This is a genomic window from Flavobacterium sp. GNP011 (assembly GCF_056428925.1).
This window is the reverse complement of record NZ_JBWJVJ010000016.1, coordinates 81,864-96,450: the sequence shown is the minus strand read 5'-3', so window position 1 is coordinate 96,450 and position 14,587 is coordinate 81,864. Positions and strand designations below refer to the sequence as shown.

Sequence of the window (14,587 nt, the reverse complement as noted above, 5' to 3'; positions counted from 1 at the left end):
CGCTAGTGTTGTCTACATTCGATAATCCCACCATCGTTTTATCAATTCCTGAAACCGTTCCTGTAAATGTTGGTGAAGCTAAATTCGCTTTTAAATCTAAAGCTGATTGTGTTGCTGTAAATAGAGTATTTACTCCTGTATCCACATACGATTTAACTGCTTTTACAGTTGGAAACTTAACATCCGAACTTCCATCTTGCACTAAATTAGTACTTTTATTGGCTATATCTTCTTTCAATTGGAGTGCAGTTTTCGTAGCATCACTAATTGGCTTTCCTGCGTCTGTTGTATTATCAACTTGATCCAGTCCCAAGTTCGTTTTTGCACCTATAATAGTTGTAGCATTCGTACCTCCATTTTCAACAGCTACAACACCTGTTACATTCGTACTATTTGTTGCGGCATAAGCAAACGGAACAGTCGTAAAAGGCTGATTGCTAATTTCAGTAAATGACGAACAATCACCGGAAATGTTAATACTCACAACCAACTTTTTTTGAGCCGCAACCCATGCTATATTATCAAAAGATGATGCATATCCTCCATTACGAGTACCAGTACCTATTACAAGATTTACCATCCCGTATTGATCTGTAGTGGTTTGCATCACTTCCTGATATTCGATTTTTGAAAACTCATCTACAAACTGGAATTGCATGCATACGTTTTTGTTTGCTACAGGCATATTTTCACTAGTTACTGAAGAAATTTTATTAGTGGGTTTCAAAATAACGGCCTGATAGGTAATTCCATTGCTTTGTGAAAAACCCTTTGCACAAAGAAAAAAGATGAAAAGCAAAATAATTTTTTTCATAATTTGATTCATTAAATGTGATACATTTTAAAAAAATAAGATTGAAGTTGTTCTAGAAAAAATTAGAATTGCCTATACGTTTTCGATAGCACTTTTGGAAGTTCCACCACAATGGGAAGCCTAACAAAACTTAAATTGCTATTTTGAATATTCTGATTGGAGAAAACTTTAATAATTCTGCATTGAATTAGAAGAAATTGTTGCAGAAAATCGGAGAAGAGTAAAGTCAAGTTTCGTCCGGCTGCAAACGGAAAAAAAATAAAAGCATGCTTGGACAAAAAAATTATTTTTTTTATTCTCAAAAATGTTGATAAATACTCAAATAAGGAAGTGTAATTTTTTGTCATAGTTTTATGATTTTGGTGTAAACTGAAAACGTTGAAGTATTTAAGTGAACTAGGTATTCTCCTCTTGATAAAAACGGAAGTAAAACAGTCAAGAGGAAATTATCTGCTTTTTTACTTTGATTAAAAACCAACCTACCACTGATATCAAAAACATTTACTTCAATATCTTCTGAAATAAGTTTTGAGAATTCAAAATTTAGTGTCCTAATAAATGGATTGGGATACGTATTAAATTTTATTTTCTCGGGTGGATTTGAGGCAATATACTTTCCCCAAAAACTCTGTTGAAATCCCTGCTGAATCACAAAATCAAAACTTAAAGTTCCAACATTACTGTTTTGGCCAATCGTTTGTGAAACTGAAATCCCATCTGGTAATTTTTTGGAAGCTCCTTGTGCAGAAACCATCTGATGATGTAAAACTTGACCTTGAAAAGTCACCGTAAATAATATAAGTAAGTACCTCATAAATATAATATTTTATACAATATTACATAAATAAAATGTATTTCAACGATAAAATTTGCATTTAATCGGAAATAATAAATATTAACAAGTGTATAATCACATATTATAAATACATGATTAACAATACAATATAAAATCGAAACTTTTCTTTTTAGATACAAAGTGAAAAGTAATTAGCAGCCTATCACCACACGTACAATTTTGAAATAACCAGTAAATACAAAACAAAAAAGTTCAAGGTGATATACGAAACAAAAAAAGGGTTTAACCCTACTACAGTTAAACCCTTTTCAATACATAGCAATAAAATTTATTTCTTATAATACTTTCTATATTTTGGATAGGATAAAGCACCAAATAATGCAATTACTCCACTAGTATACCAAATCCAACTTAGTGAATGTGCTTCACCACTTGCATACGAATGTAATCCTACCAAGTGAAAATTCACTCCATAATACGTAAACAATGTAGAAATAAAGGCGAACATACTCATTAGATTAAAAAACCATTTACCACGCAATGAAGGGACAAAACGAGCATGAATTACAAATGCATAAATCATAATGGTAATCAAAGCCCAAGTTTCTTTTGGGTCCCATCCCCAATACCTACCCCAACTTTCATTGGCCCATTGCCCTCCCAAAAAGTTACCAATGGTAAGCATGATAAGTCCAATTGTTAATGCCATTTCATTGATATAAGTAATTTCTTGAATGTTTAAATCCATTTTTACTTTATTTTTTTCAGTAGTACACATGATTAACAATAATGCAACAGCTCCTAAAATCATTCCTAAAGCTAATGGCCCGTAACTTCCTACGATTACCGCAACGTGAATCATTAACCAATACGAGTTCAAAACAGGTTGTAGGTTTGCGATTTCGGGATCAATCCAGTTCAAGTTTGCTGCAAATAAAATCATTGCTGTTACAAATGCTGAGGACGCCACAGTAAGTTTTGATTTACGGTCAAATGCCAATCCAAAAAACATAGTTGCCCATGCAATATAAATGATTGATTCATAAGCATTACTCCAAGGTGCATGTCCAGAAATATACCATCTTGCAATTAAACCTACTGTATGTAAAACAAAAAGTAAACCTATTATTATATGCATCCCATTTACAGAAAATTGCAACCATTTACGTTCTTTGAAAATTTGTAAAATGGTTAAAAACAACATTGCAATAGCCGCTAAAATATACCAAGTGGTCAATTTACTAAATATATCGTACTTATTATACAAAACCTCTGATGTAATTCTGTCCTCACTTGGTCTTACTTTACTACCAAAACGTTTTTGAAAGCCAGTAATACTCTCTACTAATTCATCAGCAGTTTTAAAATCTCCTGTAGTAGCCGCATTTGCAAGTGAGCCAAAATACAAAGGCAAAACATTTTTGGTATATGTAGCCTCTATGCCATTAAAACCAGCCTCGTTCAATTCTAAAAAGGAAACCCACTTATTGTTTTTATCCTCTGGAATAGGGAAAATTTTTAGGATACGACCACTCAATGCAGACTCCATAAGATTTACCCTTTTGTCTGTATCGATAAAATCTTTCTCAAATCGATTAGGATTAGCCGCTTTATAGGACTCGTCTAGGTATTTAGAAAGTTTGTAATTCCCTTTTTCGTCAAAAAATGCTACAAACGGAGCAACTTTGGCTTTCTTGTCTACCCCAATTATCTTCCGCAAACTGTCGTTTCCACTTCTTAAATGAATGATAGGAATCTCAATCCAATAATTGGCATACTGAGTTATGGACAAGAAAACTTGATCTGAATTCATATCATTGTAAGAATCACTTTGGCTTACTTTTCGCAATAATTCTGATGAAAAAGTGTTGATTGGTTTCATTCTTCCACCACCATCTTGAATCACTAATCTCCCAAACTTTGCTGCATGAGCCTCAGAAACCTTATATTTTGTTATTAAAGCCAATAATTCCTCTTGGCTTAATTTTTTCTTAGAATGACTGTTGTGTTGCGCTGGTGCTTCGCTCGCAGGCGCTTTAGTAGCTGGTGCCTCATTATGAACATGACCTTCATGTTCAGCATGATCGTGTTCTTGAGCCATACCACCGATGCTAAAAAACAAGAGGCACACTCCTAACAATTTTGCTTTTTTGGATTTCACAACATCTAATTTTCTTTTTAGATCAGCAAATCTTGAATATTTGGTAAACATAATGGCCATCATAGCAAAATACAACATAAAATAACCGATATACGTTAATAAAGTACCCCAAAAATCATGGTTTACGGATAAAATAGTACCTTTTTCATCCGGGTCAAATCCCGATTGAAAAAAACGATATCCTTCATAATCTAAAACATTATTCATATAAATTCGGGCATCAAATGGCTCTTTATCTTGAACCGTTACTTTACTTTCAAAAGAGGAATAACTTTTCTCTGTTCCTGGGTATTTTTGAGCAATAAAATCATTCAATTTTATTTTAAAAGGTAATACATAGGCTTTGCTTCCGTAGAAAAACGAATAATCTATTTTTCCAATTTTAACCGTTTTAGACTCCCCTACTTTACCTTTGGTTCCTAAAAGAGTAACTATTTTTTCCTGACCTTCAGCTTTTATTTTAAATGTAATAGCATCTTCATGCGTTTTAGCTTTAAAATCATTATCCGATTCGTAGTCTATTACTCCTTTTACGGCAGGATCTGGAAATACAAAACGCATGTCACCTATGCTGTATAAAGAACGCATCATTAAGGGTTGTGCATTATCCTTGGTCACTTTACCTTGTAACTTATCGGCCATGCGCATAAAATTCCCTTCAAATGGAGTTTGAATGGTATATTCCTTTCCAGTTGTGGTAATATTAATAGCTCCATCGGTAAACTTATTGAGTGAAAACAAAACGTTATGAATGTTTTGAACTTCACCTTCTTTAAGGAAATGTTCGTGCCTGCCACCATCACCGGCTTCAACAATTTTTAAGTATACAATTCCCTTAGGGTCAGGTTTTATAATTTCTTTGGCACCCATTACAAAGCTTTCATATTCAACTTCAAATGGGGTATCGGCAAATTTTCCAGTAATACTAAAATCATTATTTGTAACAGGTGAAAGTAAAACTTGTTTTTCAAAAACCCTACGCTTCATTTCTCCTTTATATTCGCCATCAACAAAGACAGTAAGAAACGTTTTCTCTGAAAAAATCTGATTTTCAGCAGCTCCTTCACGAATTGGCATTACTCCTTCATAACTGATGTAACGCGTTACAAATGCCCCTATAATGATGAAAATAAAAGACAAATGGAGCAACAAGGTAGCCCACTTTTCTTTTTTTAATAATTGATATCGCTTAATGTTACCAATAAAATTAATCACAAAAAAGACATGAACGGCCTCAAACCACCAAGCATTGTAAATTAGGATTTTTGCTGTGTCTGTATTGTATTTACTTTCTATAAAAGTTCCGGTACCCATAGCAACTGCATATGCTATAAACAAGAAAGCCATCAAACGTGTAGAAAACAAAAAAGAAACTATTTTTTTTTCCATTTTTAGGAGATTATGTTTTGTAAAATTGCCACAAAAGTACTTAAAAATGTTGAGTACTTTTAGCTGACATTTGTTAATTAAATCAAAATTAAGGAGGTGTTAAGAGAGAAAAACATTTATTTTCGGTTTCAAATGGTTACATTTTTACAGTAATCTCTAATTGAATTTTTTTTATATTTTTTTTTCTAATTTTGTATGATGCATAAAGTAGTTATTATAGGTTCTGGAAATGTAGCTCAACATTTAGTTGAGGCTTTTAAAATTGAGGAACAAAACAAAGAAATTGAATTAATACAAGTATACACAAGACAAAAATCAGCACTGTCTCACCTACTGTCTTGGAATCAAATTACAGATGATTTTAATTCCCTTGCCGAGGCTGATGTATACATTATATGTGTTGCCGATGATGCTATTGAAGAGGTTTCAGCAAAGCTCCCTTTTAAAAACCGATTAGTAGTACATACATCAGGTAGCATTCCACTTACCGCAATCCATGAAGACAATAGAAAAGGTGTTTTTTATCCTTTACAAACTTTTACAAAAAATAAAAAAGTAGACTTTTCTAAAATACCTATTTGTCTTGAAAGTGAAAACGCACCAGATTATCATATACTTCTTAAAATAGCACAATCTATTTCTAAAAAAGTGTATGCAATCAATTCAGAACAACGAAGAGCATTGCATGTTGCTGCAGTATTTGCCAATAATTTTACCAATCATTTGTTCCAGATAAGTCAAGAAATTTGTCAAGACAACCAAATTCCTTTTGAAATTTTGAAGCCATTAATTTTTGAAACTGTTGATAAGCTTGAAATTTTAACTCCACAAGAAGCCCAAACTGGGCCTGCAAAAAGGAACGACCAAAAAACCATTGAAGCGCATGAAACTTTTTTGGCACACAAAAAATATTTAAATATTTATACAATTCTAACCCAATCTATACAAGAAAATGTCAAAAAGTTATAAGGAAATAATGAATGATATCACTACATTTATTTTTGATGTAGATGGTGTGCTTACAGACGGATCAGTTTTTGTGACCAATGAAGGTGAAATATTAAGAACAATGAACATTCGCGATGGATATGCCATGAAAGCAGCTGTAGAAAGCGGATATAAGGTATGTATCATTTCTGGCGGAAGTAACGAAGGTGTTCGAGTACGCTTACGAAATCTAGGTATAACCGATATTTATTTGGGCACACCTAATAAAGTGGAAACCTTTGATGAATATACCGGTTTGTACCAAATAAAACCTGAAAACGTATTATACATGGGTGATGATATTCCAGATTATCATGTAATGAAATTAGTAGGTTTGGCTACCTGCCCGCAAGATGCTAGTCCAGAAATAAAAACTATTTCAGGCTATATATCTCATAAACATGGTGGTAAAGGGGCTGTGCGTGATGTTATAGAACAAGTTATGAAAACTCAAGGAAAATGGAATACCCATTTTGAAGGTAATCATGATTAGTTAATACTATTTTTTTTACTCATACTTCATAAAATCAATTTAGTTTTAAAATGATTTTAAACGTAAAATTATGCACTATTTAAAACTCATTCGATACCAAAATCTATTAATGCTTGCTTTGATGCAACTCATTTTTAGATTTGGTTATTTTCAATTCGAAAATGTAACATTGGCACTCAAAGATTGGCAATACCTTTTGCTTGTTCTATCTTCTGTATGTATTGCAGCGGGTGGCTATGTGATAAATGATATTTTTGATCAAGGTACAGATGCCATCAACAAACCCAGTAGAATGACCGTTGGAAAAAGCATTTCAGAATCTCAAGCTTACAATTTATATGTGGGACTCACAATTGTAGGTGTAGGAATAGGTTTTTATCTTTCAAATGTAATTTCTAAACCTGGTTTTGCCTCAATTTTTGTATTGATAGCAGCAACGCTCTACCTTTATGCAACAAGTTTAAAGCAAATGCTACTTATAGGCAATGTAACTGTAGCACTTTTATTGTCTTTTAGTGTTGTAATTATAGGTATTTTTGATTTATATCCTGCCACCGGACCTGATAATAAACAGCAAATGGGTATCTTATTTTCAATACTTCTTGACTATGCAGTTTTCGCTTTTATGATTAATTTTATGAGAGAAATAGTAAAAGATATTGAGGATAATGATGGTGATTTTAATCAAGGTATGTACACGCTGCCCATTGCGATAGGAAAATCTAGAGCTGCAAAAACTGTTTTTGTTCTAAGCTTTATTCCTCTTGCAGCGATACTATATTATATTAACAGTTACTTATTAAACTTATTTTTTGTAACTATTTATTTGTTAGTCTTTGTGGTAGGCCCGCTATTATTTTTTATTGTCAAAATATATACTGCAAACACAACAAAAGATTTTAAAAATTTGAGCGTTGTACTCAAGTGGATACTCTTTTTTGGAATTTTATCATCAGCTATTATCCGAATAAACATCAAATACAATGCTTAAAAACAAACTGAAAGATTACAAAATAATTTTGGCATCAGGTTCGCCAAGACGCCAACAATTTTTTAAAGATTTAGATCTCGATTTTGAAATACGACTCAAAGAAATAGAAGAAGTTTATCCGCCTGAACTAAAAGCTCATGAAATAACTGATTATTTAGCAGTTTTAAAAGCATCGGCTTTTGAAAACGAACTGGATAAAAATGAACTTTTAGTAACTAGTGACACCATTGTTTGGCATGAAGGTAAAGCTTTGGGTAAACCAAAGGATAAAGCAAATGCTTTTGAAATTCTAAAATCCTTATCGAATGCGACACATGAAGTAATTACATCGGTTTGTTTTAAAACTTCGGAAAAAATAGAGGTTATTCATGAAATTACAAAAGTTACCTTTAATATTTTGAGTGATGAAGCTATTGCCTATTATTTGGAAAATTACAAACCTTATGATAAAGCTGGATCTTACGGAATTCAAGAATGGATTGGTTTTATAGGAGTTTCAAGAATTGAAGGATCTTATGCAAACGTAATGGGAATGCCTACAGACAAAGTGTTTGATTACCTTTCAAAACTATAAAGCCTATGTTAATTCAATTGGTAAACGAATATTCTAAAGAAATTATAGTTACAGGAATTGTAGGTGTATTACTCTTTTTTTTACGATACGTCACAACAAAAATTGTGAGAAGATATGCAAAGTCTAATTTAACAATTGAGCACAGAACTAATTTAGTGATCAAATACCTTCACTTGTTCATCAATATATTGGTAATAATTGCGTTGATTATTGTTTGGGGAGTACAACCCAAAGATATTATTATTGCGTTATCTTCATTTACTACCGTTGTAGGTGTAGCCATGTTTGCGCAATGGTCTATTTTAAGCAATATTACCTCTGGAATTATTTTATTTTTTTCATTTCCGTTTAAGATTGGTGATGTGATAAAAATTCATGATAAAGATTTCCCCATTCAAGCAGAGATTGAGGATATAGGTGCATTTCATGTTTTTTTATTGACCGATGAAGGTGAAAAAATCATTTTTCCAAACAATTTATTACTGCAAAAAGGGATTTCGATTATTAAAAATAAACATGCTGATCAAGAATTTACAGATTAATAGATTCCTATAGTAAAGGGTAACAAGAATTGATTATGTGATAATATTGTAATCATTTGAAGTAATGATGTAATTACTAGTTGAGGTTTTTTATTGATTTTTGTACTGTAAATTGTTCTTATATATTTGTAAGACAACTCAAACTATTTCTATATGAACGAAGAACTGAAATTTCCTTTTTACGCAAAGCTTACTTTTATCACATTGGGTTTAATTGCCCTGATTTTTATATTTTACATGGGGCAAAACATCCTTGTACCCATCATTATGTCGTTTTTATTTGCTATTTTATTATATCCAATTGCTCAGTTTTTAAAGTTAAAACTTAGGTTTCCCAACGTCTTAGCAGTAATGATTGTTGTAATTTTATTTATCTTGTTCTTTATTGGACTTTTTGTTTTTTTATCCTATCAAATAAGTGATTTTGCTGAAGATTTTGATAAGATTGAGAAAAACTTAAACATCCATTTGTCAAATATTCAAGGTTTCATTAGAGATACGTTTCATGTAAGTTCAAGAGAACAAAAACAATATATTGATACTGCAGCCGAAGATTCATTAGAAAAAGGGAAAGAGATTTTAGGCACAACCTTAATGTCATTTACAGATACTCTTGTAAATTTAACCCTAATACCTATTTATACTTTTTTAATACTATTATACCGAACCCACTTTTTGATGTTTTTATCAAAACTTGTTGATAAAGAGCACCATCAAAAACTGAAAGATATTTTAACTAACATACGTATTGCTATAAACAGTTATATCGTGGGGTTAATTATAGAAATGATATTAGTAGCTACAATGACAACAATTGGATTGATTTTAATAGGTGTTAAATATGCCATATTATTAGGAGTGATGACCGGAATTTTAAACTTGATTCCCTATATAGGAATTCTTTTTGCGGGTGTTTTAAGTATCGTGGCCACTTTAACAGGCACACCAGATTTATCTATAATTATTGGTGTTATTGCAGTTACTGTAGTTGTTCAACTTATTGATAACAATATTTTGGTACCGTTAATTGTAAGTTCAAAAGTTGAAATCAATGCATTTATATCTATTATTGCTATTATTATTGGTGGTGCCATAGCTGGAGTTTCTGGAATGTTTCTTGCACTGCCACTACTTGCTGTATTAAAAGTAATTTTTGATCGAATAGAATCTCTAGAACCTTGGGGTTACCTCATGGGTGATCATTTACCCAAAACATATACGTGGCGAAATATAAAGTTACCCCTTTTTGATTCAGAGGAAGAGTCAAAACCCAATATAATAATCACTGAGGTTCAACTTCCAAAGTTTACTGAAACTACAACTGAAAATTCTGTATTAAACTCAAATGAGAAAAAATAATTTTACAAATTATTCTTTCTTAATACTTTTTTAGAACAAACTAATTCTTAAATTTAAATCTGAAAAACAGTGAATTAAATAATTTTTAAATGTAATTATGTAACAGGCACTTTTGAAAAAATAGGTAATTTTTCAATCAAAATAATTTTTAACCAAACTATAAAAAAAATGAATAAAGTAACTTTTTACCTTATGTTAATGTTTGTAACATTGAGCATGATCCCAAGTCAAGCATTTGCAGCAGAAAAAAATCCAATTGAAAATGTAAATTCTCCAAAAGAAGTTCCTGCAGAAGTTAAAGTTTTATTGAATCGTCTTGATGAGATAAAAGCAATGGACAAATCAGAAATGAGTCGAGCTGAAAAAAAAGAACTTAGAAAAGAAGTTCGAGCTATAAAAACAGAATTAAAATCTACGGGGAATGGTGTCTATTTATCTGTAGGAGCCATTATTATAATTATTCTTTTACTTATATTGCTTTTGTAAAGCAAATTTTAAAGATTTGAAGAGGAAACGTAAATGCGTTTCCTCTTTTTTTTTACATTATACCTACATTATATTACTAAAACAATTAAATAAATTTTAAATTATGAAAACCATTCAAACAATACTAATTGGAATACTATTTATGACTTGTTACTTTTCCATAAAAGCACAAGTATCTGTAAATGTAAATATCGGTTCGCCTCCCGCTTGGGAACCATCGGGATATACAGCTGTTGACTATTATTACTTACCGGATATTGAAGCATATTATGATGTAAGAGCAACAGAATTTATTTTTTTAGGTAATAGTGGATGGATCAGATCTAGAAATCTACCCAATCAATATCGAAACTATAACTTATATAATGGATACAAGGTAGTGTTGAATGATTATCGTGGTAAAACTCCTTACGCTAATTTTAAAACAAACAAAACAAAATATTATAAAGGGTACAAAGGTAAACCTCAAAAAAATATTGGAGTTTACAAAGTGAATAATTCAAGTTCAATCAAAGCCAATAAAAATTACAAAAGCGAACAAGGAAATCACGGAAATAATAAAAAAGACAAAGGAAATAAAGATCATGGAAAAGGTAAAAATTAATTTTTAATTATTTAATTACCAATAATTTAAATATAAAATAAACCTTTTGATATATTTCCCTCTTTCTTTAATAAATAGTACTTAATCTGTTTTGGCACAGTTGTTGAAAATTGTTTATAGATATAAAAAAACATTTTTTTAATAAATCAATAAAATAGAATAATATGAAAACGATTAAATTAATAGCTGCTGGAATTATTTTATTAGTTTCAAATTCAATACAAGCACAAGTTTCTGTAAATGTAAATATTGGTAGTACTCCTTCTTGGGGTCCTGTAGGAAATATAAATGCTGAGTATTATTACCTCCCAGACGTTGAAGCGTACTATGATGTAAGAGCTACACGATTTATTTATTTTGACAGCGGAAGATGGATACGCGCAAGGTTTTTACCAAACCAATATAGAAATTACAATCTAAACACAGGGTGTAAAGTAGTTCTTAATGATTATCATGGGCCAAGTCCTTACAATCATTTTAGAACCCATAAAGTAAAATATTATAGAGGCTATAGAGGTAATGAGCCCAGAAATGTAGTGTATCATGTAGATAGAAGAGTGTATGTAAAAAATAGAACTGATAATCGAGGTTATTATAGAGGAAATAGGGACAATGATCGTCGTGATGATCACAAATACTACAAACACAAAGATAAAAAAAACGATAGAGATCACGGACGTGGACATGATAGAGATTAAGTGATAACATATTTTCAAAAGGGAGAAAGACATTAGTTGTTTTTCTCCCTTTTGTCGTTTAAAAGATTTTATAAACAGTATTGAATGTTAAAAAATTTTGTAAAAAATATTTAATCCCTACATTTGGAGTTAAAGGAATAATATATTTAGATAATGTATAAAAAAAGCTACTTAATCAGTATTGTATTGCTAATTTGTTTGCAAATCACAAATGCACAACAACCTCAAAAACTTAATTCAGTTGAAATTTACAATCAAATTGAAAAACTCAATTTTCTAGGCTCAGTATTATACATAGCCGCACACCCTGACGATGAGAATACGAGACTTATTTCTTTTCTTGCCAATGATCAAAAAGCACGCACAGCTTATCTCTCCTTAACCAGAGGGGATGGTGGACAAAATTTAATTGGTACACAGTTACGAGAATTACTGGGTGTTATTCGAACACAAGAACTTATAGAAGCTAGAAAAATAGATGGCGGGGAGCAATTTTTCTCAAGAGCAAATGATTTTGGCTTCTCAAAAAATCCATCTGAAACCTTATCCATTTGGGAAAAAGAGAAAGTATTAGCTGATGTAATTTGGGCCATTCGAAAATTCCAACCAGATGTAATTGTAAATCGCTTTGATCACAGATCTCCGGGAACAACTCACGGGCATCACACCGCATCAGCAATGTTAAGCGTTGAAAGTTTTAAGATGGCTAATGATCCGACTGTTTTTCCCGAGCAATTACAATTTGTAAAGCCTTGGCAAACTAAAAGACAATTTTTCAATACTTCATGGTGGTTTTATGGTACCATGGAAAAATTCAATGCTGCTGATAAAACCAATTTACTTAGCCTTCAAACAGGAACTTATTACAGTAATTTAGGAAAATCAAACCAAGAAATTGCTGCTTTGAGTCGCAGTCGCCATCAATCACAAGGTTTTGGTAGTACAGGTGTACGCGGTGAGGAGACTGAATATTTAGAATTCATAAATGGAGAAGCTTTAAAAGATAAAAAATCTCTTTTTGAAGGTATAGATACTTCTTGGAATCGTGTAAAAGGAGGTGCTCCTATTGGCGAACTACTCGCAATCATAGCAAAGGAATTTGACTCAAAAAACCCTTCGGCAAGTATTCCAAATTTGACCAAAGTATACGCTATGATGCAAGCCTTAGAGCCTAATCAATGGTCACCTGTAAAAGCTGCCGCAGTAAAAGAAATCATTGCTGCTTGTGCTGGTTTATATTTAGAAGCCGTGACTCAAAACCAAGAGGCAACTACCGGTAGTACTCTAAAATTAAAACTAGAGGCAATAAACAGAAGTACCATTCCTATGGAGTTGATAAGTGTTAAAACAATACCAAACAACACTCTTTCAAGTCAAAACCAAGATTTAAAAAATAATGTACTCAAAATTATAAATCTTGATTTTAAACTTCCTGAAACCCTAAATTATACACAACCGTATTGGTTACAAGACAGTGGCACAACTGGAATGTATACCGTAAACGATCAAAATAAAAGGGGTATTCCTGATATTTTAAGAGAAGTGAAAGTAGAATTTAATATTCGTATCAACGGAATTGAAATTCCATATGAGCGTACCATTGTTTACAAATATAATGATGACGTAAAAGGTGAAGTTTACAATTACCTTGATATTGTTCCAGATGTAACTACTGCAATTACAGATAAGGTTTTGCTTTTTAAAGACACAAAAACGAAACAAGTAGGTGTTAAAATTAAAGCTGGTAAAGATAATATTAAGGGAAATTTAGAGCTTGAACTTCCAAAAAACTGGACAGTAACACCTCAAAACATTCCTTTTTCAATTGAAAAAAAGGGAATTGAGCAAATTTTTTATTTTGATGTTACGGCTCCAAAAAAAGCAGAGGAAACAATAGCAAAAAGTGTTGCAATTATTGATAATAAAAGATTTGATAAAGAACAAATTATCATTTCTTACGATCACATTACGAAACAGCAAGTACTACAAACAGCTTCGGCTAAATGTATCAAAACCGATTTAAAAACTAATGAAGAAAGAATTGCTTATATCATGGGTGCAGGTGATGAGGTGCCAAATAGTTTATCCCAATTAGGCTATAAAGTTACTTTGCTTAAAGCTGAAGATATCACTCCAGAAAAGCTAGAAAACTTTGATGTAGTAATGACAGGAGTTAGAGCTTACAATACCATTAATGCATTGGTTAACAAACAAACAATCCTTTTTGATTTTGTAAAAAACGGAAAAACCATGGTTGTTCAATACAATACTGCAGGTGATTTAGTGACCAATGACATAGCACCTTATCCTTTAAAATTATCTAGAGATCGTGTCACCGAGGAGGATGCTGAAGTTCGTTTTTTGGCTCCAAACCATCCCGTTATGAATTATCCTAATACAATAACGGCACAAGATTTTAAAGGTTGGAAACAAGAGCAAGGATTATATTACCCAAATGAATTTGACAAGGCGTTTACCCCTATTTTTTCATCAAATGATAAAGGAGAAACACCTAAAAATGGCGCTTTGTTAATTGCGCCTTACGGCAAAGGACATTATGTATATACGGGCATTAGTTTTTTTAGGGAACTGCCAGAAGGTGTTACGGGTGCTTATAAATTACTCTCAAATATTATCTCTTTAAAGCCTTCACAAACCATATCAATTCAAAACAACAAGCTCTAATTTATAAC

General features: G+C 31.8%; 13 protein-coding genes. 10 read left to right on the top strand and 3 right to left on the bottom strand.

The features are described 5' to 3' along the window. The 3 genes from AC061E_RS13120 to AC061E_RS13110 all read right to left on the bottom strand — a co-directional run. The coding region (locus AC061E_RS13120) for a hypothetical protein (protein ID WP_478286648.1) at positions 1–814 on the bottom strand (814 nt) is incomplete at its 3' end. Positions 815–1,157: 343 nt separating this feature from the next. Beyond that, positions 1,158–1,628 carry a T9SS type A sorting domain-containing protein gene (locus AC061E_RS13115; protein ID WP_478286647.1) on the bottom strand — a complete coding sequence of 157 codons (471 nt, stop codon included), beginning with the start codon at positions 1,626–1,628 and terminating at the stop codon, positions 1,158–1,160. 310 nt (positions 1,629–1,938) lie between these two features. Further along, positions 1,939–5,160, bottom strand: coding sequence for a cytochrome c biogenesis protein (locus AC061E_RS13110; RefSeq protein WP_478286646.1), 3,222 nt, complete (start codon positions 5,158–5,160; stop codon positions 1,939–1,941). Positions 5,161–5,355: 195 nt separating this feature from the next. Here AC061E_RS13110 and AC061E_RS13105 point away from each other — a divergent pair, with 195 nt between their 5' ends. The 10 genes from AC061E_RS13105 (at position 5,356) to AC061E_RS13060 (ending at position 14,579) form a co-directional block, all read left to right on the top strand. After that, the gene (locus tag AC061E_RS13105; protein WP_478286645.1) at positions 5,356–6,129 is read left to right on the top strand and encodes a Rossmann-like and DUF2520 domain-containing protein; all 774 of its coding nucleotides are present in this window, start codon (positions 5,356–5,358) and stop codon (positions 6,127–6,129) included. Then, the gene (locus tag AC061E_RS13100; RefSeq protein ID WP_478286644.1) at positions 6,113–6,640 is read left to right on the top strand and encodes a KdsC family phosphatase; all 528 of its coding nucleotides are present in this window, start codon (positions 6,113–6,115) and stop codon (positions 6,638–6,640) included. The genes AC061E_RS13105 and AC061E_RS13100 overlap by 17 nt, the downstream gene beginning before the upstream one ends. 70 nt (positions 6,641–6,710) lie before the next feature. Then, the gene (locus tag AC061E_RS13095; RefSeq protein ID WP_478286643.1) at positions 6,711–7,631 is read left to right on the top strand and encodes a geranylgeranylglycerol-phosphate geranylgeranyltransferase; all 921 of its coding nucleotides are present in this window, start codon (positions 6,711–6,713) and stop codon (positions 7,629–7,631) included. Next, positions 7,624–8,205, top strand: a complete 582-nt coding sequence (locus tag AC061E_RS13090) for a Maf-like protein (RefSeq protein ID WP_478286642.1) — start codon at positions 7,624–7,626, stop codon at positions 8,203–8,205. Before AC061E_RS13095 ends, AC061E_RS13090 begins: the two co-directional genes overlap by 8 nt. 5 nt (positions 8,206–8,210) lie before the next feature. After that, complete coding sequence (locus tag AC061E_RS13085; protein WP_478286641.1) at positions 8,211–8,747, top strand: mechanosensitive ion channel domain-containing protein; 537 nt, start codon at positions 8,211–8,213, stop codon at positions 8,745–8,747. A gap of 153 nt (positions 8,748–8,900) precedes the next feature. After that, positions 8,901–10,106 (top strand): AI-2E family transporter, encoded by a 1,206-nt coding sequence (locus AC061E_RS13080; RefSeq protein ID WP_478286640.1) that lies wholly within the window; start codon positions 8,901–8,903, stop codon positions 10,104–10,106. A gap of 168 nt (positions 10,107–10,274) precedes the next feature. Continuing rightward, a complete protein-coding gene (locus tag AC061E_RS13075; RefSeq protein ID WP_478286639.1) occupies positions 10,275–10,592 on the top strand; it encodes a hypothetical protein in 318 nt (105 codons plus the stop codon). 103 nt (positions 10,593–10,695) lie between these two features. Further along, complete coding sequence (locus AC061E_RS13070) at positions 10,696–11,196, top strand: hypothetical protein (RefSeq protein ID WP_478286638.1); 501 nt, start codon at positions 10,696–10,698, stop codon at positions 11,194–11,196. 164 nt (positions 11,197–11,360) lie between these two features. Continuing rightward, positions 11,361–11,894: a hypothetical protein gene (locus AC061E_RS13065; RefSeq protein WP_478286637.1), complete on the top strand. Its 534-nt coding sequence runs from the start codon at positions 11,361–11,363 to the stop codon at positions 11,892–11,894. Positions 11,895–12,047: 153 nt separating this feature from the next. Next, entirely contained in the window at positions 12,048–14,579 is a 2,532-nt protein-coding gene (locus AC061E_RS13060) for a PIG-L family deacetylase (RefSeq protein WP_478286636.1), read from the top strand. Positions 14,580–14,587: the final 8 nt, after the last annotated feature.

Excerpts from the sequence above, each read along its gene's own strand:
- AC061E_RS13115 (WP_478286647.1), bottom strand. The coding sequence starts at position 1,628 with ATGAGGTACTTACTTATATTATTTACGGTGACTTTTCAAGGTCAAGTT.
- AC061E_RS13110 (WP_478286646.1), bottom strand. The coding sequence starts at position 5,160 with ATGGAAAAAAAAATAGTTTCTTTTTTGTTTTCTACACGTTTGATGGCT.
- AC061E_RS13105 (WP_478286645.1), top strand. The coding sequence starts at position 5,356 with ATGATGCATAAAGTAGTTATTATAGGTTCTGGAAATGTAGCTCAACAT.
- AC061E_RS13100 (WP_478286644.1), top strand. The coding sequence starts at position 6,113 with ATGTCAAAAAGTTATAAGGAAATAATGAATGATATCACTACATTTATT.
- AC061E_RS13095 (WP_478286643.1), top strand. The coding sequence starts at position 6,711 with ATGCACTATTTAAAACTCATTCGATACCAAAATCTATTAATGCTTGCT.
- AC061E_RS13090 (WP_478286642.1), top strand. The coding sequence starts at position 7,624 with ATGCTTAAAAACAAACTGAAAGATTACAAAATAATTTTGGCATCAGGT.
- AC061E_RS13085 (WP_478286641.1), top strand. The coding sequence starts at position 8,211 with ATGTTAATTCAATTGGTAAACGAATATTCTAAAGAAATTATAGTTACA.
- AC061E_RS13080 (WP_478286640.1), top strand. The coding sequence starts at position 8,901 with ATGAACGAAGAACTGAAATTTCCTTTTTACGCAAAGCTTACTTTTATC.
- AC061E_RS13075 (WP_478286639.1), top strand. The coding sequence starts at position 10,275 with ATGAATAAAGTAACTTTTTACCTTATGTTAATGTTTGTAACATTGAGC.
- AC061E_RS13070 (WP_478286638.1), top strand. The coding sequence starts at position 10,696 with ATGAAAACCATTCAAACAATACTAATTGGAATACTATTTATGACTTGT.
- AC061E_RS13065 (WP_478286637.1), top strand. The coding sequence starts at position 11,361 with ATGAAAACGATTAAATTAATAGCTGCTGGAATTATTTTATTAGTTTCA.
- AC061E_RS13060 (WP_478286636.1), top strand. The coding sequence starts at position 12,048 with ATGTATAAAAAAAGCTACTTAATCAGTATTGTATTGCTAATTTGTTTG.